Annotated in this window: 16 protein-coding genes; 7 read left to right on the forward strand and 9 right to left on the reverse strand. The window is 74.2% G+C overall.

Annotated elements, in window-relative coordinates:
* Positions 1-37 precede the first annotated feature (37 nt).
* The 3 genes from FRAEUI1C_RS30075 (at position 38) to FRAEUI1C_RS30085 (ending at position 4,621) form a co-directional block, all read left to right on the forward strand.
* Positions 38-2,551: an alpha-amylase family glycosyl hydrolase gene (locus tag FRAEUI1C_RS30075; RefSeq protein ID WP_013427155.1), complete on the forward strand. Its 2,514-nt coding sequence runs from the start codon at positions 38-40 to the stop codon at positions 2,549-2,551.
* 130 nt (positions 2,552-2,681) lie between these two features.
* Positions 2,682-3,704 carry a stage II sporulation protein M gene (locus FRAEUI1C_RS30080; protein ID WP_013427156.1) on the forward strand — a complete coding sequence of 341 codons (1,023 nt, stop codon included), beginning with the start codon at positions 2,682-2,684 and terminating at the stop codon, positions 3,702-3,704.
* Positions 3,701-4,621, forward strand: coding sequence for an RDD family protein (locus FRAEUI1C_RS30085; protein ID WP_013427157.1), 921 nt, complete (start codon positions 3,701-3,703; stop codon positions 4,619-4,621). The genes FRAEUI1C_RS30080 and FRAEUI1C_RS30085 overlap by 4 nt, the downstream gene beginning before the upstream one ends.
* 120 nt (positions 4,622-4,741) lie before the next feature.
* Here the strand turns inward: FRAEUI1C_RS30085 and ahcY are convergent, their stop codons facing one another.
* Complete coding sequence (ahcY, locus tag FRAEUI1C_RS30090; RefSeq protein WP_013427158.1) at positions 4,742-6,043, reverse strand: adenosylhomocysteinase; 1,302 nt, start codon at positions 6,041-6,043, stop codon at positions 4,742-4,744.
* A gap of 168 nt (positions 6,044-6,211) precedes the next feature.
* On the opposite strand from ahcY, the gene FRAEUI1C_RS30095 reads away from it, so the two are divergent.
* Both FRAEUI1C_RS30095 and FRAEUI1C_RS30100 read left to right on the forward strand, forming a co-directional pair.
* Positions 6,212-6,766, forward strand: coding sequence for a MerR family transcriptional regulator (locus FRAEUI1C_RS30095; RefSeq protein ID WP_232425178.1), 555 nt, complete (start codon positions 6,212-6,214; stop codon positions 6,764-6,766).
* A gap of 419 nt (positions 6,767-7,185) precedes the next feature.
* On the forward strand, positions 7,186-9,522 hold the full coding sequence (locus FRAEUI1C_RS30100) for a transglycosylase domain-containing protein (RefSeq protein ID WP_013427160.1): 2,337 nt from the start codon (positions 7,186-7,188) through the stop codon (positions 9,520-9,522).
* A 156-nt stretch (positions 9,523-9,678) separates the two neighbouring features.
* Here the strand turns inward: FRAEUI1C_RS30100 and FRAEUI1C_RS30105 are convergent, their stop codons facing one another.
* The 4 genes from FRAEUI1C_RS30105 to FRAEUI1C_RS30120 form a co-directional block, all read right to left on the reverse strand.
* Positions 9,679-10,830: an SIS domain-containing protein gene (locus FRAEUI1C_RS30105; protein ID WP_013427161.1), complete on the reverse strand. Its 1,152-nt coding sequence runs from the start codon at positions 10,828-10,830 to the stop codon at positions 9,679-9,681.
* A 106-nt stretch (positions 10,831-10,936) separates the two neighbouring features.
* Positions 10,937-11,140 carry a Trm112 family protein gene (locus FRAEUI1C_RS30110; protein WP_013427162.1) on the reverse strand — a complete coding sequence of 68 codons (204 nt, stop codon included), beginning with the start codon at positions 11,138-11,140 and terminating at the stop codon, positions 10,937-10,939.
* 8 nt (positions 11,141-11,148) lie between these two features.
* The gene (locus FRAEUI1C_RS30115; RefSeq protein ID WP_013427163.1) at positions 11,149-12,507 is read right to left on the reverse strand and encodes a phosphomannomutase/phosphoglucomutase; all 1,359 of its coding nucleotides are present in this window, start codon (positions 12,505-12,507) and stop codon (positions 11,149-11,151) included.
* A 298-nt stretch (positions 12,508-12,805) separates the two neighbouring features.
* Positions 12,806-13,225: a DUF3499 domain-containing protein gene (locus tag FRAEUI1C_RS30120; protein WP_013427164.1), complete on the reverse strand. Its 420-nt coding sequence runs from the start codon at positions 13,223-13,225 to the stop codon at positions 12,806-12,808.
* Between the two features lie 460 nt (positions 13,226-13,685).
* Between FRAEUI1C_RS30120 and FRAEUI1C_RS30125 the strand changes: the two genes are divergently transcribed.
* Together FRAEUI1C_RS30125 and manA are read left to right on the forward strand one after the other, a co-directional pair.
* Positions 13,686-14,078: a metallopeptidase family protein gene (locus FRAEUI1C_RS30125; protein ID WP_041259744.1), complete on the forward strand. Its 393-nt coding sequence runs from the start codon at positions 13,686-13,688 to the stop codon at positions 14,076-14,078.
* Positions 14,079-14,151: 73 nt separating this feature from the next.
* Positions 14,152-15,531 (forward strand): mannose-6-phosphate isomerase, class I, encoded by a 1,380-nt coding sequence (manA, locus tag FRAEUI1C_RS30130; RefSeq protein WP_013427166.1) that lies wholly within the window; start codon positions 14,152-14,154, stop codon positions 15,529-15,531.
* 9 nt (positions 15,532-15,540) lie between these two features.
* On the opposite strand, the gene FRAEUI1C_RS30135 is transcribed toward manA, so the two are convergent.
* The 4 genes from FRAEUI1C_RS30135 to FRAEUI1C_RS30150 all read right to left on the reverse strand — a co-directional run bounded on the left by FRAEUI1C_RS30135 (position 15,541) and on the right by FRAEUI1C_RS30150 (position 24,762).
* On the reverse strand, positions 15,541-17,415 hold the full coding sequence (locus FRAEUI1C_RS30135; RefSeq protein WP_013427167.1) for a DUF5719 family protein: 1,875 nt from the start codon (positions 17,413-17,415) through the stop codon (positions 15,541-15,543).
* Positions 17,412-20,594 carry a glycosyltransferase family protein gene (locus tag FRAEUI1C_RS30140; RefSeq protein ID WP_013427168.1) on the reverse strand — a complete coding sequence of 1,061 codons (3,183 nt, stop codon included), beginning with the start codon at positions 20,592-20,594 and terminating at the stop codon, positions 17,412-17,414. Before FRAEUI1C_RS30140 ends, FRAEUI1C_RS30135 begins: the two co-directional genes overlap by 4 nt.
* A 138-nt stretch (positions 20,595-20,732) precedes the next feature.
* Entirely contained in the window at positions 20,733-20,999 is a 267-nt protein-coding gene (locus FRAEUI1C_RS42240; RefSeq protein ID WP_157735576.1) for a WhiB family transcriptional regulator, read from the reverse strand.
* Between the two features lie 1,027 nt (positions 21,000-22,026).
* Entirely contained in the window at positions 22,027-24,762 is a 2,736-nt protein-coding gene (locus FRAEUI1C_RS30150) for a bifunctional FO biosynthesis protein CofGH (protein WP_013427170.1), read from the reverse strand.
* Position 24,763: the final 1 nt, after the last annotated feature.

The raw sequence follows: 24,763 nt of genomic DNA on the forward strand, positions 1-24,763 counted from the left end.
AGGAGCCGGCAGGGCACGACTATCTACATTGAATGCCATGAGCCACAAATCCGACGCGGACCGTGGCCGCCGGATGACCCAGGTCGTCTTCGAATACCGGACCGGGGTGACGCGGCGGATCGCGACCGGCGCGCTGCTCACCGGCAGCTGGGACGCCAGCGGGTACCCGAGCACCAACTGGACGTCCGTACCGATGACCGAGACCACCGGCCCGGACGGCGCTCCCGCCTTCCGCGCGACGGTGGCCCTCGACGCGTCCATACCTTTCACCTGTCGCTGGGGCGTATGGCTGCTGGGCGAAGACGGGTCGCAGTTCTGGGGAATCCCCGGTGAAGTCGCGGACCCGACCGACACCGACCAGGTGCGGCTGCTCGCGCTCGATCCGGCCGGGCCGGCCACGGTCGACGCGACGTTCAGCCTCACCAGCCACCATTTCCTCGGCGCCGTTCCGGACGGCACCGGCGGAATCGTGTTCCGGGTCTGGGCGCCGAACGCCCAGTCGGTCGAGGTCGCGTTCGGCGGGCCGAGTGGCTACCTCGCGGACGACGGCTACGGCGAGGCCACGACGCGGGCCCGGCTCCCGCTGAGCCTGGGCCCGGACGGAATCTGGACGGCCGGCGCCGACGGCTTCGCCGACCAGGTGGGCGGCTATTACCTCTACCGGGTCACCCGCGAGGACGGCTCGGTCGCCTGGCGCACGGACCCCTACTCGCGCCAGCAGAGCGGCGGCGGGGACGTCAACCCGGACGGCGCCCACTACGACGGCGACGTCGCGGGCCTGGACGGTACCGTCAGCTGCTCGGTGGTCGTCGACGCGAGCCCGGCGGCGGCGTTCGGGACAGGTGCGGCGGATTTCTGGGCCGACGAGCTCGACCCGGCCCATCCGCTGCCGCGCCGCGTCGAGGATCTGGTCATCTACGAGCTGCACGTCGGCGCGCTCGGCTTCGGCGAAACCGCGGAGACGGACGACCCGTCGGGCGACCCGAAGGCGGGCACGTTCGCGGACGCGGTCGCGTTCGTCGACTATCTCGCCGACCTGGGCGTGAACGCGGTGGAGCTGCTGCCGATCCTGGAGTTCTCGGGATCGCGGTCGTGGGGGTACGGCACGTCGCATTTCCTCGCCGTGGAGAAGAGCGCCGGCGGGCGGGCCGGGCTGGCCACGTTCGTCCGCGCCTGCCACCGGCGCGGTATCGCCGTCCTCGTCGACCTGGTCTTCAACCACTTCACCCAGGACGCCGAGCGGGCCGAATGGATGTACGACACGACGACGCCCAGCCGCAACTCCTACTACTGGTATGAGGGCAGCGACGCCGACCATGCCGCGTTCCCGGACGGCGGCTACGTCGACAACCTGTCCTCCGGCTGGGCACCGCGCTATCGCGAGGAGCAGGTGCGCGCGCTGTTCGTCGCGGGGGCGGCCGCGCTGGTCGAGGAGTTCCACGTCGACGGTTTCCGGCTGGACCAGACGACGTCCATCCACCTGTACAACGCGCTGCACGCGGACGGCAGCCCGGTGGGCGCGGCGAACGTCGCCGGTCGCAAGTTCCTGCGCGAGCTGTGCCAGACCCTGCGGACGATGGCGCCGGACATCATCCTGATCGCGGAGGACCATTCCGGCTGGGACCAGGTGACCGAGCCCGCGCAGACCGGTGGCCTCGGTTTCGACGCCCGCTGGTACGTCGACTTCTACCACCACCTGATCGGCGACAAGGACGAGGGACCCGAGTACGCCCGGCTGCTCGACACCGCGGGCAGGGACCTCGACGGACCGCTCGCGATGGGGCTGTTCGCCGGCGCGCTCGCCGGCTCGGCGAACCGGACCGTGGTCTATCCGGAAAGCCACGACGAGGCCGGCAACGCCGAGCATTCCGAGCGCAACATCCTGATCGCGGTGAACAACGCGCCGCTGGTCGGCGAGACCCGTTGGTATGCCGAGGCGCGCATGCGCTGCGTCACCGCGCTCAGCCTGCTCACGGCCGGGACGCCGATGTTCCTGATGGGCGACGAGGTCGGAGCGCAGAAGGCGTACACGTACAACCACTTCACCGAGAACAAGGAGGACCTCTACGGGCTGCGGGCCGGGCCAGGCGCCGGGCTGTTCGCAGCCCACCGCGACCTGATCGGCCTTCGCCTCGGTTCTCCCGCCGCGAAAAGCCGCAACCTGGAGGTCCTGCACACCAACGACGGCGGCCGGGTGATCGCGTTCCGGCGCTGGTCCGACCCGACCGACGACGACCAGGCCGGCGGTGGCCCGACTGGCGGTGGCCCGACTGGCGGTGGCCCGGCCAGGGCCACGGTCGAGGAGATGCTCGTCGTCTGCAGCCTGAACAACCAGCCGTTCCCGAGCTACCTGTTGCGGCATCCGGCACTGACCGGCGCGCCGTGGCGCCTGCGGCTCAGTACGGACGATCCGGCCTACAACGGTCGCGCGGACGCCCCAACCACCGGGAACTTCGTCGTCACCGCGGACGGCGACGGCACCCTGGACCTGCGGCTTCCCGCCGTCGCCACGCTCGTCTTCACCCGATTGGCGGGGGCCACACCCGCCTGACACCGGCTACGAGCCGAACCCCGTGGCCCGCCCGATCGGTCGCCTGGCCGACGGCCTCTCCCACCGGGTTGGGCGGTCTGACAGTATTTCCGCCACGGCCGCGGATGGCCCTGGAGACTCGGGCGGTGCCATGGATCTGGACGCGTATGTAGCCGTCCATCGACCGGAGTGGTTCCGGCTCAGCCACCTCGTCGACAAGGCGAACCGGCCGCGCAAGATGTCGCGTTCGGAGCTCGACGAGCTGGTCGAGCTCTACCAGCGTGTCGCCACCCAGCTTTCGGTGGTCCGCGGCCGGTCCCACGACCAGGCCATGGTCGACGACCTGTCGTCACTCGTGATCCGGGCCCGGGCCGCCGTGACCGGCGGCGCCGAGACCAGCTGGCGGAGCGTCGGCCGGTACTTCGTCGCCACCTTCCCTTCGGCGGTCTACGTCCGCCGATGGTGGGTGATCGGGACGACGGTCGGATCCGTGCTGCTCGCGCTGGCCTGCGCTCTGTGGATCACACACGACACGAACGCCCGGGAGAACCTGGTCCCACCGAGCGACGTGGCCGCGCTCTGCCAGCACGACTTCAAGGCGTACTACAGCGAGAACCCGGCGAGCTCGTTCGCCGGCCAGGTCTGGACGAACAACGCCTGGGTCTCGGCGGAGGCGATCGCGTCCGGCGTGGCGCTGGGCCTGCCCACCCTGTTCGTCCTGCTCAACAACGCGATCAACATCGGAGTCGACGGCGGCTACATGTCCAGCTGTGGTCACGGCGGCGAGTTCTTCTCGCTGATCCTGCCGCACGGCCTGCTGGAGCTGACGGTCGTCTTCACCGCCGGCGCCGTCGGGCTGAAGCTCGGCTGGTCGATCATCTCTCCCGGCGGCCGACGACGCGTCGAGTCGCTGGCCACCGAGGGCCGGGCAGCGCTGTCGATAGCGCTCGGGCTCGCCGTCGCGCTGGCCGTCTCCGGGGTGATCGAGGCCTTCGTCACCCCGTCTGGCCTGCCGACCGCGGTCCGGATCGGGATCGGCGCCCTCGCCTGGTCGCTGTTCGTCGGCTACGTCTGGCTCTACGGCTCCCGCGCCGCGGCGACCGGCGACACCGGCGATCTCGACGCCGAACTGGCCGGCGATCTCGTGCCCGTCACCGAGGCGGTGACCCTGTGAGCCGGGTCGTCACCGGCGAGGCCGTCGCGATCGACCTGCGGCCGGCCCGGCTGGGCTCCCGGATGGTTGCCGGCCTGCTCGATCTGCTCATCCAGCTCTTCGTGCTGTACGGGGCGCTGGTGACGGCGCTGCTCGTGGTGAACCCGAAGGACGACGCGCTGGCCGCGGCGACCGTGCTGGTCGTCTACGTGACGACGATGCTCGGCTATCCGGTGGTCTGCGAGACCTTCCTGCGCGGCCGCACCATCGGGAAGATGGTGATGAAGCTACGGGTGGTCCGCGACGATGGCGGCCCGGTCCGGTTCCGGCACGCGTTCACCCGCGGGCTCATCGGCGCCGTCGTCGAACGTCCTGGCGTCTTCGTCGGGCTGCCAGCCGTGCTGGCGATGCTGTTCTCCGGTCGGGCCAAGCGGCTGGGCGACCTGTTCGCGGGCACCGTCGTGGTGCACGAGTCGGTGCCGGCGCTGCTCGGCGCGGTGCCGACGGTGGCGGGCCCGCTCGCCGGCTGGGTGACCCGGCTGGACCTCACCGGGCTCGACGACGAGCTGACCGGCACCGTGCGCGGCTTCCTCGGCCGGGTGCACGAGCTGTCCCCGGAGGCCAGGGAACGGATCGGCGCCGACCTGGTCGCCCAGGTCCGGGCCGTCGTCACCCCGGCGCCACCGCCGGGCACACCCGGCTGGGCGTACCTGTCGGCCGTGCTGGCCGAACGGACCCGGCGCTCCTACCAGCGCCTGCGCGCGATCTCCCGGGCGCACTACGGACCGGGCGAGATCCCGGGTATCCCGCTGGAGTACTACCCGGCGCACCTGCTGGCGCAGCGGCCCGGCCCTCCCCCGCCGATTCCCGGCTACGGTCCCGGTGGATCGATCCCGATCCCGATCGGCCCGACGATGCCGCCCGGTTCCGCCCGCTGACCGGCGTCCGCGCCGCTTCGCCTCGCTTCGAGGCACGGCCTGACACAACGATGTCAGAACGGGCCGGGGTGACGTGAGCGGTCCGGCGGAGATCTGACAGGGCAGTGTCAGGTATCGGGGTCAGGACCCGTGCCGCCAGGAGTTCAGGTAGTCCTGCTGGGTCGAGGTGAGCGTGTCGATCTCAAGGCCCATCGTCTCGATCTTGAGGCTCGCCACCTGCTTGTCGATCTCCGCCGGCACGTCGTGGACGCCCGGCTCCAGCGACCGGGCCGTGTGCACCAGCCACTCGGCGGTCAGCGCCTGATCGGCGAACGACATGTCCATCACCGCCGCCGGGTGCCCCTCCGCCGCGCCGAGGTTGACCAGCCGGCCCTCGGCGAGCAGCAGCACCCGCCGCCCGTCGGCCAGGACGTACTCGTCGGTGCTCGGGCGCACCCGCCGCGGCCCCTCGACCGCGAGCGCGGCCAGGCCCAGGACGTCGATCTCCACGTCGAAGTGCCCGGAGTTCGCGAGGATCGCGCCGTCCCGCATCAGCTCGACGTGCTCCGGCCGGATCACGTCCCGGTTGCCGGTCACGGTGATGAAGACGTCCCCCACGGCGGCCGCCTTCGCCATCGGCAGCACCCGGAACCCGTCCATCGCCGCGTCCAGTGCCTTCGTCGGGTCGATCTCGGTGACGACGACGTTGGCCCCCATCCCCTTGGACCGCGACGCGACACCGCGACCGCAGTAGCCGTAGCCGGCGACGACGACGGTCTTGCCCGCGAGCAGCGTGTTCGTCGCCCGGAAGATCGCGTCAAGGGTCGACTGGCCGGTGCCGTACCGGTTGTCGAACATGTGCTTGGTGTCGGTGTCGTTCACGGCGACGACCGGGAAGCGCAGCGCGTCCTCGGCGGCCATCCGCCGCAGCCGGATCACCCCGGTGGTGGTCTCCTCGCAGCCGGCCAGCACACCGTCCAGCACGTCCGTCCGGGCCGTGTGCAGCGTGTTCACCAGGTCGCAGCCGTCGTCGAAGACGTAGTGCGGGGCCGTGTCGAGCGCGGCGTCGATGTGGGCGTAGTACCCGTCCCGGTCGATGCCGTTGCGCGCGAACGTCGAGACCCCGTACTCCGCGACCAGCGCGGCGGCCGTGTCGTCCTGGGTGGACAGCGGGTTCGACGCGCAGAGCACCACCTCGGCGCCGCCGGCCACGAGGGCGCGCATCAGGTTCGCCGTCTCGGTCGTGACGTGCAGGCACGCGGCGATCCGGCTGCCCGCGAACGGCCGCTCCCTGGCGAACCGGGCCCGCACCTGGCGCAGCACCGGCATTGCCCGGTCGGCCCACTCGATCCGGGCCACGCCCTGATCGGCCAGCGACAGGTCGGCGACGTCGTGCTTGGGCAGGGCGCCCTGGGGCACCGGGGCTGACGCGGCGATGGTCACGTTCAGATCCTCCCTGCGAGCGCCGGGGCAACGGCCCGCGAAGCGGCCCGAGAAATGGTCAGGTTCACCGTCTCGACCATCGGCCGACGAACGCGGAGTGTCAACGAAGCTGACAGAGAGATGTAAGATTAAGTGCCAACCAAGGCACCCCGGGCTACGCTTCGCCTCGTGATCGCTCGCAGACCGGGCCCCGCGACCGCCGGCAACCCCGCCAACGGCACCGGCCAGAGCAGCGCCGACGGTCGCGACCTCTCCGGCCGGGCCGCCACCTGGCTGCCGACCGCGCGGCGCGCGTACGCCGAGGCCCAGGTGCGGGAGGAACGGTTCGTGCGCGAGGTGCTGGAGCGGCTGCGGGCGAAGGTCCGGCTGCGCCCGGAGCAGCGGCTGCCGATCGCGCGGGCCGCCGCCGTCCTGGAGACGACGCCGCGGATGCTGCGCTACCGGGAGTCGCTCGGGCTGGTGGCGCCGGCCCGCTCGGCCGGTGGCCATCGGGAGTACGGCGAGCGCGAGCTGGTCGCGGCCGCGTACGCGGACGAGCTGGAGCGCCGCTACCAGATCAGCCCGAGCGACCTGGCCTTCGCGGTACGGGTGCTCGCCGAGCCGGCGGTCGCCGCCGACGTGCGCCGGCTGGGTGAGCTGACCCGCCGGATCGCCCCGCACCCCCCGGTCGCCGCCCTGGACTTCGAGGCGCAGAAGGCCCGACGCCTCCTCGACCTGCCCTGACACCGTCCCGTCCAGCCATAGGCGCATCCGGTACGGTTGTCCATGCCCGCGACGACCGAGCGCGCGGGCAGTACCGGGGCGGCGGCACACAGTCCGGGCGCCGCCGCCGGACGCCGCCGGGCGACCTTCCGGCAGCTCACGCATGCTTGACAGGTCCACCGGACACGTCCCCGTCCCGACTGGCCGGGCCGACGTCACGGACTCTCGCGCTGGGGGTGACGGCCACGGCTGCCGGACGGGACACGCAGACATCGGTGGCGGGATCCAGTCGGTCGGCACGTCGCGCCGACGGCTCGATCCCCGCCGGTAGGCACGCGGGCGGCCAAGGCGGCCGCCTCGGCCGCGGCGGGGGCGCCGCGGTCAAGGACCGTGACACCGCGGACACGCGGCACGGCAGAGACGAGGGTGGCGGACGCTCGGTGCTCGACCTCCCGCTCGCGCCGGCTTCGACGCCGCCCCCGAGCAGCCCCGTGCGCGCGTTCGGTGGCCGGGCCGCGATCATCTCGCTGGCCATCGCGCTGGTGGTGGCGCTGCTCGCCCTGCCACTCGTCTCCGGGCTGGGCCTGTTCGCCAAGGCGTCCGCCGACCACTACCTGGACCTGCCCTCGGTACTGGCGACCCCACCACTGCCGCAGAACTCGCAGATCCTCGCCTCCAACGGCACCGTCGTCGCCACGCTGCACGGCGCCGAGAACCGCGTCGTCGTGGAGGGGAACCAGATCCCCACGGTGATGCGCCAGGCGATCGTCGCGATCGAGGACGCCCGGTTCTACGAGCACGGCGGCTTCGACCCGAAGGGCGTCCTGCGCGCCGCCCTGCGTAACAGCCAGGCCGGCGACGTCCAGCAGGGCGGTTCGACCCTGACCCAGCAGTACGTGAAGAACGTGCTGCTGCAGAACGCGACCACCCCGGCCGAACGGAAGGCCGCGACGGACCCGTCGGTCGGCCGCAAGATCCAGGAGCTGCGCTACGCGTCGGCCCTCGAGAAGATCCTCCCCAAGGACGAGATTCTCACCCGCTACCTCAACATCGCCTACTTCGGCGACGGCGCCTACGGTGTCGGCACCGCGGCGGAGCACTACTTCAACGTGAACGTGAAGGACCTGACCCTGGGCCAGGCCGCGCTGCTCGCCGGTCTGGTGCAGAGCCCGTCGCGCTACGACCCGACCACCAACAAGGCGGCGGCCACCACGCGGCGCAACGAGGTCCTCGACCACATGGTGACGTCGAAGTACATCTCGGCGACCCAGGCCACCGGGGCCAAGCAGCTGCCGATCACGCTGAACACCACGGAAGGCACCACGCTCGACTCCTGCAGCAATTCCATCGCGCCCTTCTTCTGTGACTACGTCCGAACCGAGCTGTCCAGCGACCCGGCGCTCGGTTCCACCAAGGAAGAGCGGCAGCGGAGGCTGTACGAGGGTGGCCTGCAGATCCACACGACCCTCGACATGAAGGCGCAGGAGGCGGCGCAGAACGCCGTCGACACGACGATCGGGCGGGACAGCCGGGCCGTCGCGCCCATCGTGGTCGTCCAACCCGGCACCGGAAACATCCTGGCGATGGCCGAGAACCGGAACTTCGGCGCCGACACCAGCCAGAACCAGACCAAGATCAACCTTCCCGCCTTCGCGCCCAGTACCGGAGGGTTCGAGCCTGGCTCGGCCTTCAAGGCGTTCACCATGGCCACGGCGCTCGAGCAGGGCTACGGCCTGTCCACGGGTTTCTACTCGCCGAGCTGCCTGAACGCCGACACGTGGCCTGAGATCAAGAGCATCTTTCCCATCACGACGGACGACAAGAAGTGCCCGGACGGCTATTCCAACTCCGCGGACTCGGAGTCCGGCGCCTTCGACATGCGGGACGGCACCTGGCAGTCGGTCAACACGTACTACATCCAGCTCGAGGCCAAGGTCGGCGTGACGAATGTCTGGGCCATGGCGCGACGCCTCGGGATCCCGCAGAGCGACGCGCCGACGGACGCCAATGGGAAGGTGGAACTCGGCCCGACCTTCGGTGGACTGACGCTCAGCCAGAACACGCAGATCGCGCCGCTCGACATGGCCAGCGCCTACGCGGTCTTCGCCTCCGGTGGGAAGTACTGCACACCGCGGTTCGTGACCTCGGCGACCGACTCCTCCAAGGAGAACGTCGACATCGCGCCGAAGCCCGAGTGCAAGCAGGCCATCTCCGAGGGGATCGCGGACACGGTCGCGAGCGTGCTGGCCGGAGTCATCACCAACGGCACCGGTTCCCCGAACGCGAACATCGGGCGCCCCGCCGCCGGCAAGACCGGGACCAACGACAACTACTCCAGTGCCTGGTTCGTCGGCTTCACCCCGCAGATGGCCGCCGCGGTCGCGCTCGGCGACCCCCGTGGCTCGAAGTACAACCTCGCCGGCCTCAAGGCGGACGGGAAGACCTGGCCTGAGGTCTTCGGCGGCGGTCTGCCGGCTCTGATCTTCAGCCGGACGTTGAAGCCGGCGCTACAGGGCACACCGGTGGAGCCGTTGCCCAAGGCCGACCCGACGGTCGCTCAGGGCACGAAGGGCGGCTTCCAGACCGACGGCGCGGCGGCGCCGCCGCCGTCCCCTGGCGTGCTGATCGACCCGCTGACCGGCCAGCCGATTACCGCCCCGTCAGGCCAGCCAGGCACGGTCACCGTCACCCCGCTGACACCTGGCCAGGGGGGCGACACCACGGGCCCGCGCCTCCCAGGCCAGGGCGACGGAAATGGCAACGGCAACGGCCACTAGCGCGGCCGATCCGGCATCACCTGGCCGCTGTTGATCGCCGTTTTGGCCCTCGACTGGTCGTGACCAGAAAGTACTCACGACCACCAGAGGGCCAGAACGGCGATCACTGAACGACGGTGGCGGCGTGCGCGCTGCGGGGGCCCCGCGTCCGCAGCGTCAGCGGACGCGGTCGAGGTCGTGGATGGCTGGTTCGAGGCTCGGGTCGATGCCGATCAGCATCGCCAGGTAGACCGACGCGTAGTCCAGCAGGCCGACCAGGGAGGCCATCCGCTCGACCGGGTGGCTGCCCGTCGCGGACAGCTCGGTGACCCCGACCCCGCGCTCGGCGGCGACCCGGACGACCGCCTCCGCGCGGCGGGTCACGTCCGGATGCTCGTGCCCCGGGTCGCGCAGCAGGATCAGCCGCAGCCGGGTGGTCATCTCGTCGTCGACCCGGTCCCGGAAGAACTCGTCGAGCTCGTCGTTCCCGGCGTCGGCCGCCGCGGCGCGGGCGCCGAAGACGCCGTCGAAGGCGGCGATCTGGTAGATCCCCGGGTGCGGCAGGCCGCCGTGCAGCACCGGGTACTTCGCCGTGACGGCGAGCTGGGTGGCCGCCCGGCTGGCCGCCGCCGAGGTCGCCTGCGAGGTGCCCCAGATGATCGGAAGGGTGCCGGCCAGCTCCAAGGCGAGCAGCTTCGCCGGGTTGACGAACGACTCGCTGGACGGCCGGCTGCGCCCGGCGATCTCCTCCAGCCGGGCCGCGGCCGCCTCGACGCCGGCGGCGGCGTCCCGGCAGACCCCCAGCGCTGCGCCCACGGCCAGCAGCGGGGTGGCCAGCGCCCACAGGCTGGCCCGCTCCGGCCGGGTGCCATCGATCTTGACGAAGGGCGCCCTGGCCCGGTCGGCCAGGTAGTGCAAGGGGGTGTCGGGCGGGCCGACGGCGAGGATGCGGCAGCCGCGGCGAGCCGCGTCCTCGACCGCGGTCAGGGTCAGCGGCGAACGTCCAGAGCCGGAGACGGCGAGAACGACGTCGGCCACGCCTACCCAGCCGGGCAGTCCATGATCGTGATGGCCGATGACCGGGACGGGGCTGACGGCGCCGGCCGCGGCGACGAGCACGTCGGCCGCGCCGGCGGCGGCCCCGGTGCCGACGACCAGGACGGCCCGGGGCCGCCCGTCGGCACCGAGCTGGGCCGCTCCGGCCTCCTCGGCGAGGCGCCAAGTCTCCCGGATCTGCCGGCCGCCGGTCGCGAGCTCCCGCAGCAGGTCCCCGGGGTCGGCCACGGCCAGTCGCGCCGGGTCGTCCAGGACGCTTTCGTCGACGTACACCGTGCTAGTCAACCGCCCTCACACCCGCCCGACCCGGTGAACCGGCTGGAAGGGCACGATCGGCCCGGCCGCGGAGTGGGGCCGCCAGCCCGGCCCCACTCATCGCTCAGGACGTCGCCGGGGCGGCGGCCTCCGGGAACGGACTCGCTTCGTCGAGCAGCATCACCGGAATGTCGTCGCGCACCGGGAACGCCAGGTTGCAGGCGGTGCAGACGAGGACCGGGGCGCCGGCCAGCGTGTCCTGACGCAGCGGGGCGTGCTGCGGACACGGGCAGGCGAGGATCTCCAAAAGCAGCGGATCGAGGCTCATTGTGCGCTTCAGTCCCTTCCACCACGGATGCTGGCCAGGACCTCGTCCCTCAGCCGGCTCATGGTGTCATCATCCCCCGCCTCGACGTTGAGGCGCAGCAGCGGTTCGGTGTTGGACGGCCGCAGGTTGAACCACGAGCCGTCCGCGAGCGAGATGGTCAGGCCGTCCAGGTGGTCGATATCGGTGGCCTTGTGCGCGTACTCGGCCTCGATGGCCTTCATCGACGCGGCCGCGTCGGCGACCTCCGAGTTGATCTCCCCGGACACGGCGTACGGAGCGTAGCCGTCGAGCAGGGCCGAGAGCGGGCCGGCCTGGCCGCCGAGCGCGGCGAGGACGTGCAGGGCCGCGAGCATCCCCGAGTCGGCCCGCCAGAAGTCCCGGAAGTAGAAGTGGCCCGAGTGCTCGCCGCCGAAGATGGCGCCCGTCCGGGCCATCTCACCCTTGATGAACGAGTGCCCGACGCGGGTGCGCACCGGGACGGCGCCGAGCTTGCGGACCAGCTCCGGGACCGCCTTGCTGACGATCACGTTGTGGATGATGGTCCCGCCAGGCTCGCGGGCGAGCTCCCGCTCCGCGACCAGCGCGGTGATGGTGGATGGGGTGACCAGCTCGCCGCGCTCGTCGACGACGAAGCAGCGGTCGGCGTCGCCGTCGAAGGCGAGGCCGATGTCGGCGCCGCTGTCGCGGACGGCCTTCTGCAGGTCGCGCAGGTTCTCCGGCTCGATCGGGTTCGCCTCGTGGTTCGGGAAGCTGCCGTCCAGCTCGAAGTAGAGCGGGACGACGTCGAGCGGCAGGCCGGCGAGGGCCGCCGGCACGGTGTAGCCGCCCATGCCGTTGCCGGCGTCGACCACGACCTTCAGCGGCCGGATGCCGGACAGGTCGACCAGCGTGCGCAGGTGGGCGACGTAGGCCTCCAGCAGGTCCACCTCGCGGACCGAGCCGGGCGTTCCGGTGTACGCGGGGACCCCGGTCGCGACCATGTCGCGGATCTCGGCCAGACCGGTCTCCTGCCCGATGGGCGCGGCGCCGGCGCGGCACATCTTGATGCCGTTGTACTTGGCCGGGTTGTGCGACGCGGTGAACATCGCGCCCGGCAGGTTCAGCGAGCCGGCGGCGAAGTACAGCAGGTCCGTCGACCCGAGCCCGGCGAGCACGACGTCGGCGCCCTGGCTCGTGGCGCCCTCGGCGAACGCCGCGGACAGCGGACCGGACGACTCGCGCATGTCGTGCGCGATCACGATCTCCTTGGCGTCCAACAGCCGGACGAACGCCGCGCCGGTGGCGCGAGCGATGTCCGCGTCGAACTCGGACGGCACGACCCCGCGCACGTCATACGCCTTGAAGATCCGGGCGAGGTCAAGCCCCATTGCCCTCCACCTTCCGCACCCCGTATCGGCGGCGGCTGTCACCGCCCGGCTCGTCTCCACAGTCACACGGAACAACAGTCCCATGGACGCGGATCCGGTCGACGCCCGCCGGGCGACATGGTCAGCGCGTGTCGCGCGGTCTCGGCGTCGCAGTGACCCTATCCACCACGCCGGGCGGGAGGATCTCCGAGGGCCCGGGAGCCGGGGCTCGCTCGCCCCAGGTCAGCTCGGTCGCACCAGGTCAGCTCGGTCGCACCAGGTCAGCCCGGTCGCCCCAGGTCAGCCCGGTCCCACCAGGTCAGGATGTGGGAACCGCGCGCAGGTGGCCTCGGCGGCCACCGGGATCGTCGCGCGGAGGTTCCTGACCCGCGCCGACGACCGGCCCGTGGCCCGGGACGGGGCCGTAGCTCTGGACCGGCCCGTAGCCGGGCGCGTCACCGGGCAGCGGCGCGGGGCGCGCGACCTCTCGGACGACGTCGGCCAGCGCTTCCAGGTCGTCGGTGGCCGGGTTGCGCGGAGGCTCCGGGTCGAGGCGCACGACCGCCCAGCCGCGCGGGACGGTCAGCCGGTCGGCGTGCGGCCCGCACAGGTCGTACGAGTGAGGCTCGACGTACGGCGACAGCGGCCCGAGCACCGCGGTGGACTCCGCGTAGGCATAGGTGAGCGTGGCGACCGCGACCGCGGAACAGGCCGAGCGGGAGCAGCGCCGGGGCTTCACGTTCCGGACGGTAGACCCCGGAACGGGCGGCGGCCACCACCGGCCGCCGTGTCGCGCCGGACAAGCCACGCTCGTGACGTAAACTGCCTCATCCAATCACTCTGCGCTTCCAATTGCGCGGATTTCAGCCCTCTCGCACACCCGGCGCCGCGGCCGGGCGCTCCACTCGCCGGGCCGTCCCGCCTGACCGGCCTGGATCACGCCACGCGGGTCGGCGCCGAGCCGTGCCGCGGCCGGCTACGCTGGCTCGGTGGTGGACGAAACCGCTGGCTCCGACTCCGCGGCTGGCTCCGATTCCGCGGCTCGTTCTGAGCCGGCGGCGGCTTCGGCGGCGCCTTCGGTGTCAGCGGCCGCCTCGGCCCAGCCCGCCGCTCCCGAGCGCCCGGCTACCGTCCGGCTACCGGTCGCCACCCGGCGGCCGATCCCACCCCGCCGCCGCCGCGACCGGCGCGGTCGCGGGATGCGCGGCACCCTGTTCCCGCCGGACGTCCCCGCGTACTCGACCCGCGGCGAGCGTTTCGACGATCTCGTCCTCGACGCCGTGGAGCATCTCGACCTGCGCTGGTCGGACCAGCTGGCCGGCGTCGAGTTCGCGGTGGAGGACGTGCCACCGGTGGGCGTCTCCGACGACGTCGTCCCGCTGGCCCTCTACCAGCCCGCCACCGGCCGGGGCCGGTCCGCGACGCCTCGGCGCATCGTCGTCTACCGGCGCCCCCTGGAGGCCCGTGCGGTCGACACCGAGGACCTGGCCGAGCTCGTCCTCGACGCGATCATTCACGAGGTCGCCGACATGCTTGGCGTCGATCCGGCCGTCATCGACCCCGAAGGCCACGGCTGGGGCGAGGAAGAGTAACGGCCGGCCCGTACTCTGTGGTCGATCGGCGAAGCCCCGGCCAGCTGGAGAGCGACACGATGAGCGCGACACGATGAGCGCAGACACCCAGATCGCCGGTGCCCCGGTGCCCCGGCCCGCCGGGGGGGTGGCCCAGGCCGCCGGGGCGGTGAGCCCCCGGGTGCTGCCGCTGTTCGGCCAGGTCCAGCACTATGCCTGGGGCTCACCCGACGCGATCTACGACCTGCTCGGCGAGGCGCCCAGCGGTGAGCCCGCCGCCGAGCTGTGGCTGGGCACCCACCCCGTCGCCCCGTCCGACTGCGATGACGCCGGCCGGCGCCGCCCGGCCGCCGAGCTGGTCGGCCAGCTGCCCTTCCTGCTGAAGGTGCTCGCGGCCGAGAAGGCGCTGTCGCTGCAGGTGCACCCCGACCGGGCGCAGGCCCGGGCCGGCTTCGACGCCGAGGAGCGGGCCGGCGTGCCGCGCAGCGCGCCCGAGCGCCGCTACCGCGACCCGAACCACAAGCCCGAGCTGATCGTCGCGCTCACCCCGTTCCGGGCGCTGGCCGGCGTCCGCGTGCCGGCCCGCACGCTCGCCGTCATCGAGGCGTTCGACGTCGCCGACCTCTCGGCCGCCTTCCGCCCGCTGGCGACGGACCCGAACGGCGGCGCCGCGACGGTGCTGCGCACCCTGCTGACGCTGCCGCGCGAACGCGGCCGGGGGCTGGCCGGCGAGCTCACCCGCGCGGCGGCGACGATCGCGCAACGGGCCGAGGCCTCGTCCGGTGCCACCTCGTCTGGTGCCCCCTCGTCTGGTGCCACAGACCTGGCCAGGGCCGCCGACCTGGTCGGCCGGCTCGCCGCCGCCCATCCCGGCGACGTCGGCATCGCCGCCGCGCTGCTGCTCAACGACGTCACGCTCAGCCCCGGCGAGGCGTTGTTCCAGCCCGCCCGCCTGCTGCACGCCTACGTGCACGGCGTCGGCATCGAGATCATGGCGACGTCCGACAACGTCCTGCGCGGCGGCCTGACCCCCAAGCACATCGACGTCGACGAGCTGCTCCGGCTGGTCGACCCGGCCCCGTCGGACGCTCCGGTGCTGCGGGCGAGCACGCTGCGGGCCGGCGCGGGTGGGCTGGTGCGCTACTGGCCGGTCCCGGTCGACGACTTCGTGCTCGCCGAGGCGATCTGCGCCGGTGGCGAGGTCACCCTGAACCGCCCGGCCGTCCTGCTGGCCGTCGACGGCACCGTCGACGTCGAGATCACCGGGACCGGCCCGGCCACCACCGAAGCCCCCGCGGGCGAGGCCGCCGAGGCGGACGCCGGTAAGGGCGAGGACGCGGCGGCGGGCGCGGCTACCGGCGGGTCGTCACTGCGGCTCACCCGGGGCCAGGCCGCGATGCTCACCGGGCCGGCCACCGTCACGCTGCGCGGCGCCGGCCGCGTGTTCGCCGCCCGCCCCGGCGTGCGCGCCTAACGGGAGGCGCTACCCGGCGGCCGGGTCGTCGACCAGGACGGCCGGGCCGATCGGGTCCGGCGGCGCCAGCGGCAGCACCGAGCTGACCGTGGTCGGCGTCGGGTCGCCGAGCGCCGCGGGATCGGCCTTCGGGTCCGGCGCGGCCGTGGACTTGCCCGCCGCGCCCAGCAACTCGGTGACAGCGACCGGGCCGGCCAGAACGGTCAGGCCGCCACCGGCGTAGCGGGCCGGCAGCGGGACCCTGACCGCGCGCCCGGCCGGGACGGAGACGGTGTAGCCGTCGACCCGGACCGTCGCCGTTCCCGCCGGCGCGGCCAGCAGCAGCGCGCCGGCACCGTCGGCAGGAACGGGCGGCACGTCGACGTAGGGCACGGGCGGACGGTCCGCCGGGCGGTCCGGTCCGCCGTCGGCCGGCGCGGCCGCCAACAGCGGCGTGCCGGACACCCAGGTCGGGTAGCCGCCGGCCGGACCGCCGGCGGGCGTCGCGGACGTGTCCGGGTCGACGGCCCCCGCGGCGAGGCCGAGGCCCGCGACGACCGGCGCCGGGCCGAGCGCGTCGACGAGCACGGCCGCCGCCTCCGCGCGGGGCAGCGTCACCGGAATCGCCACCGCCTCGCCGCCGGGCACCGCGATGTCGTCCAGCCCGGCCGGGCTGACCGGATGGCCACTGTTCGTCACCACCCGGACCCGCACCCGGGCGTCGGCTCCCGGCGCGGCGACGACCAGCTCCGTCGTGGCCCCACCCGCGCCGGACGGCGCGACGACCGGGCCGAGCAGCACCCGACCCCCCGGAGCCGCCGTGTCAGGGACCGGCGCGAGGTCCCAGGCCACGCCGTTGCTCGGCCGGTCGACGAGCCAGGACCGGACCCGGCCGGCCCGGGCCTCGACGTCGACGACGGTGGCCGCGGCCTCCGGCGCGACGGCCGCGATCCGGTGGCTCACGGTCGCGCCGGGCGCCACCGCCAGCTCGGTCGAGGCCGGCGCCTGGCCTGGTGTGAGCACCCGCACCGTGATCCGGGCCGGTTGGGAGCCCAGGTTCGTCGCGAACAGGAGGGGGTCGTGGCCCGCCCCGGTCGCGGGTCCGGCGAACCAGGCCGTGCCGCCGGTGGGGGCGCAGGCGGCACGGACCGGACCGGAGCCCCCACCAGGCGCGGTCACCGTCGCCGACAGCTGGGAGACCGCGCTCCCCCGCAGCACCATCGGCCGCCCCGCCGACACCGCGAGGCGGGTGAGCCCAGCCCGGTCCGTCGCGGAGAGCCCCGCCAGCGCCGAGAGGTCGGGCGGCGCGACGCGGGCGGCGAGCCCAGCCCGGTCGGCCGGCGACAGCGCCGCCAGGGCCTCGAGCGCCGACTGGTCGGACCGCGCCTTGAGGGCTGACAGCTTGTCGAGCTGGTCTGCCGGCAGGCCAGCCAGCGTGGACAGGTCGGGGGCGGCCGGTAGCGCGATGGGTGGCTCCTGCGCACCCGGGACCGCCAGTGCGCCCCGGCTCTCGTCGGGGCCGAGCAGTGGCCCGGACGGCGGCCGCCAGTGCGCCGCTGCGCCGTCGGCCTGGCCGGAGGATCTGTGCCCTTGGCCACTGTCGGCCCCGGCGCCGACGAGCGCCGCGGTCACCCGGCCGGCGGTACCGAGCCGAGCCAGGTCGACCCTGTTCGCCACCCGGCCGGCGGCGCCGAGGTCGGGGCAGACGAGGGCACGACTGGTCGGCGGCAGACCGGTCCGATAGGCCGTCTGCGCGCTGACCGGCTCGCCGGCCGGCACCGGGCCCGGACGCCCACCGGGCATCAGCACCGCGGCGGCCGCGATCGCCGCCGTCCCCACGACCGCGAAGCCCAGCCCCCCGGACGTGGCACCCCACCGCCGGGCCGGGCCGCCGGCCGGCCTCATCGAGTCGCTCCGCGACCGGCGGACTCCCGGCGGCGACGTCCGGCCGCCAGCGCGAGGACCGGCGCCGACAGCAGGAAGGCGGCGACGGCGGCCGCCTCGGCCAGCACCCACGCCCGGTGCGCGCTGTGGTCGTAGCGGACCCGCACCTCGCCGGCCGGCCCAGCGGGCACGACGAATCCCTGTGCCCAGCCCCAGGCGGTCACCGGGACGAGCCGACGACCGGCCAGCGTGGCCCGCCAGCCCGGGTCGGCCGGGTCGGCGAGCACCAGCAGGCGGCCGGCCGCACCGGCGGGCACCCGCGCGTCCACCGAGGTCCCGCCCGAGGTCCGGGTGAGCCCGGCCAGAGCCAGTCCCGGCCCGGTCACCACGCGGTCGGCGACGGCGGTCCGGGCCGCCGCGACGGTGCCGGGCCGCGCACCCCGGGCGGCGGCGACGTCGGTGTGCGACACGGAGCCAGGCGCGAGTAGCCGCAGCTCGGCCACCGGGCCGGCCGCCGGCCCGAGGCGCCAGTAGTAGCCGTCCTGCCTGGGCTGGTCCCGTTCGAGCCCGTCGGCCGCGTCGAGGGCGGCGACGAGCCCGCCCGCGGTGAACGTCGTCCCGCCGCCGGCGGCCGTGGCGCCGCTCGGCTGGCCGGTCAGGTCCGGGCCGGCGTCGGTGGTGGCCGGGCTCGCCACCGACTGACCCGGACCGGCGCCGGCCGGGATCCAGACCTCGTCCACGCCAAGCGCCGGCAGCGCCGAGGCGCCCCAGCCGCCGCCGACGGAGAGGTCGGCCACCACGGCCGCGAGAAACTCACGCGCCGGCCGGGACGGGTCGCCGGCGGTGTCGACCAGGGTCGGGCCTGGCCCGGCGGTCAGCGTGTAGGTCACGCCCCCGGCCGACGGACGCAGCACGAGGGTGCGGGCGGCATCGGACGGATCGGCCGCGGCGGCGGGCCCGTCGCCGGCCGTCGCGGCGGCCGGCCGGGCAACGAGGCCGCCCGAGTCACGCCAGCTCACCGGCTCAGGGGTGCGGCCGAGCCAGCCAGCGGTCCGGACGAAGAGCAGAACGGGCCCAGCGACGAGCACCGCGGACAGCGCCAGAGCCAGGACCCGGCGCGACCGGCCCGGCCGCGCTCGCCGACTTTGCGGGCCAGGCGCCGGACGGGCGCCGCCCAGGTCCCGGCGGGCGGACCAGGCAAGGCCGACCCCGGCGAGCAGCCCGGCGGCGGCGAGCGGGTCCTGGCCGGTGACCCAGCCGGCCGCGGCCACCAGCCAGCAGACGACGACCCCCGTGCGCACGGCCCGCCCGCCGAGCACCGTGGCGAACGCGCAGACCGCGGCGAAGATCCCCACCGCGTGGGCGTCGACGCCGGCTCGGTCCGGCTCATCGACGAGTACCGACAGCACCCCCAGCAGGCCGCCGCGCGCCGCGGTCCCGAGCGCCGGCAACAGCGGCGCGCAGCCCACCAGCAGCACGACGCCGACCCGGCCGATCAGCCGCCACGCACCGGGCGCGGCAGCGCGCCCGGCCGGCGACGAGTCTCCCCAGGTCTCGCCCGGCTCCGCGCGCCGCCCGGCCGCGATCACGGCGGCGACCAATCCCACGGCGGCCACCGGCAGCAGGCCGGACGCGCACGCGACGCCGATCAGCAACGCCCCGGCCAGCACCCACCAGCTCACCCAACCGGTCCCCACCGGGCCTGGGCCGGTCCGCGAGCTCAGCTGGGCCCCGGACGGAGCCAGCGCCCGGGCGGCGGCGGCGAGCAGCACGGGGGCCGCCACGCAGGAACCGACGGCGGCCAGGCTCCCGGCCTGGGCGGCCGCGGTGACCGGTGGCGCCAGGGCGTAACAGGCCGCGAGCCCGGCCCTGGCCCACCGGCGCCGCGCGAGCCCACCGAGCGTCCCGGCCGCGCGATAGGCGGCGAGCCCGGCCAGCGCCGCCGCCCCGGCGACCAGGATCCGGGCGGCGAACTCGGGCCGCCCGCCCAGCGCCGAGGACAGCAACGCGAGCATCGGGGTCCACGGGGGCGCTGGCCCGGGACCGCCGAGCAGCCCACCGGCCGGCCCGAGCCACCCGGACCACACGGCCGTCCACAGCTGTCCCGCCGCCCGCGGCAACGGCGCCGGACGGCCACCGTCGCGCCCCAGGTCGGTCAGGACGCAGCCCGCGACCGCCAGCAGCACCGCCAGCAGCACCGGGGGCTGGACCAGCGGGAACGGCCGGCGAGCCCGGTCCACGGTGGGCGTCGCGGCGACGCGGGGCGGACCCGGCACGAGCCCGGGTCTGGCGAGGCGAGGCAGCAGTCCGCGCAGCGCCCGGGCCGGCACCCGCCGCTGCGACGCCGAGCGACGCCGCAGCCGCCACAGCCGGGTGGGGTCCGCGAGCGCGCCGGCCAGCACCAGGGCCTCGACCCCGGCGGCGCGGATCCGGCCGCGGCCCAGAGTCAGAGCCGCGCGGGCCAGTCCGGCCAGCACGACGCAGCCGACCGCGGCCGGCGAGCCCCAGAAGCCGGACTGCGCGATCCGGACCCGGAGGGCGTCGGTCCGCGCGACCCGGCCCGCCGGTCCGGCGCCGGGCCCACCCGCCGGAGCGGGCAGCAGCCGCGCGGTCGGCACGGCGACGACGCGCAGGCCCGCGCGCCAGGCCCGCCAGCACAGATCGAGGTCGTCGGCCCGGCCCGCCAGCGGGTTCGGACCGTTCAGCAGGTGCCAGGCCGGGGCCCGCACCAGGGCGCCGGCCCGGTCGACGGCCAGCACGTCACGGACCGCCATCGGCTCGCCTGGGGCGGGGCGGCGGCGGCCGGAGCGGTCGACGGTGATGCCGGTCGGACCGAGAATGGCGGCGCCCGGATCGAGAGCCGCGCAGGCCAGCAGGCGATCGAGAGCGTCGGGGGCCGGCCGGCTGGTCTCGTCGAGCAGCCAGACGAATCCGCCGTCCGGCGGCAGCGTCTCGTGCCGCAGCGCGTGGACGATGGCGGCGGCCGGCGACGGCCCGGCGACAGGGACGAGAACGACCCGGTCGACCGCGCGGCTCTGTCCCGCGACGGCGGCCGGAAGATCAGCGACCGGGCCGTTGGAGGACGGGGGCCGCTGGGCCGGCACCCAGGGCGAGCGGGCGGACCGCTGGCCGGCCACGACGGACGTGACCACGGCGACGACCAGTACCCGGCCCTCGGGTGGCACCGGGAACGCCCCCACGTCCCCACCGCCGCGCAAGCCGGTCGGATCGGCTGTTTGGCGCGAGCGCGACGAATCGCCCCCGGCGCCCGCGCCCGGCGGAGGTTCGGTTGGACCCTGTTGGCCCACCGCGGTCTCCACCGGGTGCCCGCGGCCCGGCTATACGGCCCGGCGGCGCTGCTTGCGCCGTTCGCGTTCGGACATCCCGCCCCAGATACCGAACCGCTCGTCGTTGGCGAGCGCGTACTCGAGGCACTCGGTACGGACCTCGCAGCCCGAGCAGATGCGCTTGGCCTCCCGGGTCGAGCCGCCCTTCTCCGGGAAGAAGGCCTCCGGGTCGGTCTGCGCGCACAGGGCGCGCTCCTGCCACTCCATGACCTCGCCGAGCAGGTCACCCAGCCCGATGTCGATCACTTCGGCGAGCATCGGCCGGCTCGCGCCGCCGGCCGGGACGCCGCCCGGCTGGCCGGGCCCGGGAAGCTCCGCGTCGAGCTCGTCGTCGTCGAGCTCGTCGTCGACGTCGTCCGCGTCGTCCTCGGTGTCGTCGTCACTGTCGAGCTCGTCGGCCTCGGTGGCCGTGTCCTGCGCCGTCACGTCCTCGACCCTCGTGTCCTCGGCCCGCGCGTCGGCGTCGTCAAGGACCGCGACGGCCTCGACGCGGCGGGTGGTGGCGTAGCCGAGCGGCTGCGCGGAGCCGGGCACCGGGCGGACGAGGTCGTAGCCGGCGTCGGGCGTGACCCGTCCGGCGTAGGACGTGGGGGTCGGCACCCGCAGCTCCGCGGTCGCGTGCGCGTCCACGGGCGCCCGGGGCGTGGGCGGGCGGGTCACGCCCAGGACGCCGGGCCGCGGGCCCAGCGCCGTGGCCGGGCGGCCCACAGCCGTGCGGTCGTGCTCGTCCTCCTCGCGCGTCCGTAGGCCCACTGGCGGCGTTCGGACGCCCGCGTCGGTGTGCTCCATCAAAGGACCCCTCCAGACCCGTCGCGGTGCGGTCGGTCACCCCCCGGGCGCCGGCGCGCAGGTAACTGGTGTCCACACCGGGGGGTCGCATTACCAGAAGTCTCCCCCCCGGCGGGGGGAATGACACGCCGGTAATTACACGTGCCGAAGACGGCCCACGTCAACCCTACCGGCGCAACATCTTCTACAACCAGCGACATGACCATAGCTCACAGTCACCGGGCGATGTGACGGAGGGTCCTCTCCCAGCGGCTGCCCGTTACGCGCGGCTGTGGAGACCACACCGCGGCAACCACGTCGAGACGCGACGCAGTCCGGCGCACACCCTGCGGAATCGCGCCGTGTCCGGCAAGGGACAACGGCCGCGTACCCTCCCGGACCACCTTGCAACGCTCCGGCGCCATCCACAGCCAGTTACGGGATGTAGTGACTCCGGTGGGCACACGGCGGCTTTCCGCAGCCGGCCGCGCGGCCTTCGAGACCGGTCAGAAGACGGTCAGAAGACGAGCGGGAGCGCGGTGCGGTTGGGGGCGACCCTGGCTGCGTCGAACCTCTCCCGCGGGACCTCCCCGTAGGTGGTGGTCCGTTGGCGGGGGGGCCGGCCGGCGCCGGTGGCGACGTCCTCCAGCTCCTCGATCGAGCGCCGGGAGCCATGCTGGGAGCCGGCCATTCGGCTGATCGTCTCCTCCATCAGCGTGCCGCCGATGTCGTTGACGCCGCCGGCGAGCACGGCTCGGCAGCCGTCGGTGCCGAGCTTCACCCACGAGCACTGGATGTTCGAGATCGCGCCGTGCAGCAGGATCCGGGCCATCGCGTGCACCGCCCGGTTCTCCTGGACGGTGGGGCCGGGACGGGCCACACCCGCGAGATAGATCGGCGCGCTGTGGTGGACGAACGGCAGCGCGACGAACTCGGTGAAGCCGCCGGTGTCCTCCTGGATCGAGCGCAGCAGCCGCAGGTGGGCCAGCCAGTGCGCCGGGGTGTCGACGTGGCCGTACATCATCGTCGCCGATGAGCGCAGGCCGACCCGATGAGCGGTTGTGATGACCTCGACCCAGGCCGCGGCCGGCAGCTTGCCCTTGGTGAGCACCCAGCGGACCTCGTCGTCGAGGATCTCCGCCGCGGTGCCGGGGACCGTGTCGACGCCGGCCTCCTTCGCGGCCGTCAGCCAGTCGGCGACGGACAGCCCGGTCCGGCTGACGCCGTTCATGACCTCCATGGGCGAGAACGCGTGCAGGTGGATGTCCGGCGCGGCCTTCTTGATCTCGCGGGCCAGGTCGAAGTAGGCCGTGCCCGGCAGGTCGGGGTGGATGCCGCCCTGCACGCACACCTCGGTGGCGCCGATCTCCCAGGCCTCGGTGGCCCGGGAGCCGACCTCGGCGAACGACAGCGTGTACGCGTCGGCGTCGCCGCGCCGCTGCGCGAACGCGCAGAACCGGCAGCCGGTGTAGCAGACGTTGGTGAAGTTGATGTTGCGGTTGATCACGTAGGTGACGTCGTCACCCACGGTGTCCCGGCGCAGGTCGTCGGCGAGCCGGCACAGCGCCTCCAGTTCCGGACCGGTCGCGCCGAACAGCGCGAGCGCCTCGGCGTCGGAGAGCCCGGCCGGCTCCTGGGCCGCGTGCCGCAGCGCCGCCAGCACCTCGGGGTCACCGCTGCGCCGGGTCGCCGGCGCGGCTGACGTCCCCGCGCCGGCTCCCGCCCCGGCGTCGACCGGAGACCCCAGTTGGACGGGGACCGCCGCCGAGTCCGCGTCTCCCGTCACGGTGCCCTCGGCGGCCACGGCGCGGGAGCCGGTGCCGATGACGCCGTCCACTCCGGTGCCCGCGGCGCTCACCTGGGTGCGCAGCTCGGCCCAGTCGCCGTAGACGGTGTCGAAGTCGACCCGGGCCTCGGTGTTACGGCCGTCGGTGTCGATCGCGGTGTGGAGGTCGGTGCGCCCGCTGCTGTCGGTGAAGCCGCCGTCGGGCTCCTGCCAGGGCAGACCGACGGGCACCGCCCCCGGCCGCAGCAGCCCGTCCGGGCCGGCCAGGGCACCCACGTGCGCCGCGAGCCGGGGGTCCAGCCAGGGTTCCGACTGATACGGCGGGTAGACGGTCAGCCTCGGCCGCAGCTCGAAGCCCGCCGCGGCGGTCGCCTCACCCAGCACGTCCAGCGCCGGCCAGGGCCGCTCCGGGTTCACATGGTCGGGGGTGACCGGCGAGACGCCGCCCCAGTCGTCGATGCCCGCGGCGATCAGCAGCGCGCACTCGTCCCTGTCGACCAGATTCGGCGGCGCCTGCACCCTCGCCGTGGGGCCCAGCACGAGCCGGGTGACGGCGACCGCGGCGGCCAGCTCCTCGGCGCCGACGTCCGGCTCGCCGCGCATCGCGGTGTCGTCCTTGGCCCGGAAGTTCTGGACGATCACTTCCTGGATCGAGCCGTACGCCTTCGAGATCCGGCGCAACTCGAAGATCGTCTCGGCCCGCTCCTGCCGGTTCTCACCGATGCCGAGCAGCAGGCCGGTGGTGAACGGGATGTTGAGGCGCCCGGCGTCCTCCAGCATGCGCAGCCGCACGTCGGGGTCCTTGTCCGGGGAGCCGAAATGCGCGCCGCCGGGTTCGGTGAACAGCCGCCGCGCCGTGGTCTCCAGCATCATCCCCATCGACGGGGCGACCGCCTTGAGCCGGGCGAGCTCGGCCCAGCTCAGCACCCCGGGGTTCAGGTGCGGCAGCAGCCCGGTCTCCTCCAGCACCGCGATCGCGGCGGCCCGCAGGTAGCCCAGCGTCGAGTCGTAGCCGTGCGCGTCCAGCCACTCGCGCGCGGCCGGCCACCGGTCCTCCGGCCTGTCGCCGAGGGTGAACAGGGCCTCGGCGCAGCCCGCCGCCGCACCGGCGCGCGCGATCTCCAGGACCTCGTCGATCTCCAGGTAGGCCGCCGGCAGCCGGTGCGGAACGGTCGCGAACGTGCAGTAGTGGCAACGGTCCCGACACAGCCGGGTCAAGGGGATGAACACCTTCGGCGAATACGTGATGACGCCGGCCCGGCCGCCCGACCCGAGCCCGGCATCGCGCACGCGAGCCGCCGAGGCGGACAGGTCGCGCAGGTCGTCGCCGCGGGCCGCCAGCAGCACGGCCGCCTCGGTGACGTCCAGCGTCGCCCCGTCCCTGGCCCGGCGCAGCGCCCGGCGCAGCGCGCTCGGCGACGGCTGGTCGGGGCGAGGCTCGGAGTTGGTCAAGGCGTCCACCTGCATT

Origin of the sequence: Pseudofrankia inefficax (genome assembly GCF_000166135.1) — a bacterium.
Classification (GTDB): domain Bacteria; phylum Actinomycetota; class Actinomycetes; order Frankiales; family Frankiaceae; genus Pseudofrankia; species Pseudofrankia inefficax.

Coding starts and splice junctions, on each gene's coding strand:
- FRAEUI1C_RS30075 (WP_013427155.1), top strand. CDS start 38: ATGAGCCACAAATCCGACGCGGACCGTGGCCGCCGGATGACCCAGGTC.
- FRAEUI1C_RS30080 (WP_013427156.1), top strand. CDS start 2,682: ATGGATCTGGACGCGTATGTAGCCGTCCATCGACCGGAGTGGTTCCGG.
- FRAEUI1C_RS30110 (WP_013427162.1), bottom strand. CDS start 11,140: ATGAGCCTCGATCCGCTGCTTTTGGAGATCCTCGCCTGCCCGTGTCCG.
- FRAEUI1C_RS30115 (WP_013427163.1), bottom strand. CDS start 12,507: ATGGGGCTTGACCTCGCCCGGATCTTCAAGGCGTATGACGTGCGCGGG.
- FRAEUI1C_RS30125 (WP_041259744.1), top strand. CDS start 13,686: ATGCGCGGCACCCTGTTCCCGCCGGACGTCCCCGCGTACTCGACCCGC.
- manA (WP_013427166.1), top strand. CDS start 14,152: ATGAGCGCAGACACCCAGATCGCCGGTGCCCCGGTGCCCCGGCCCGCC.
- FRAEUI1C_RS30135 (WP_013427167.1), bottom strand. CDS start 17,415: ATGAGGCCGGCCGGCGGCCCGGCCCGGCGGTGGGGTGCCACGTCCGGG.
- FRAEUI1C_RS42240 (WP_157735576.1), bottom strand. CDS start 20,999: ATGCTCGCCGAAGTGATCGACATCGGGCTGGGTGACCTGCTCGGCGAG.
- FRAEUI1C_RS30150 (WP_013427170.1), bottom strand. CDS start 24,762: ATGCAGGTGGACGCCTTGACCAACTCCGAGCCTCGCCCCGACCAGCCG.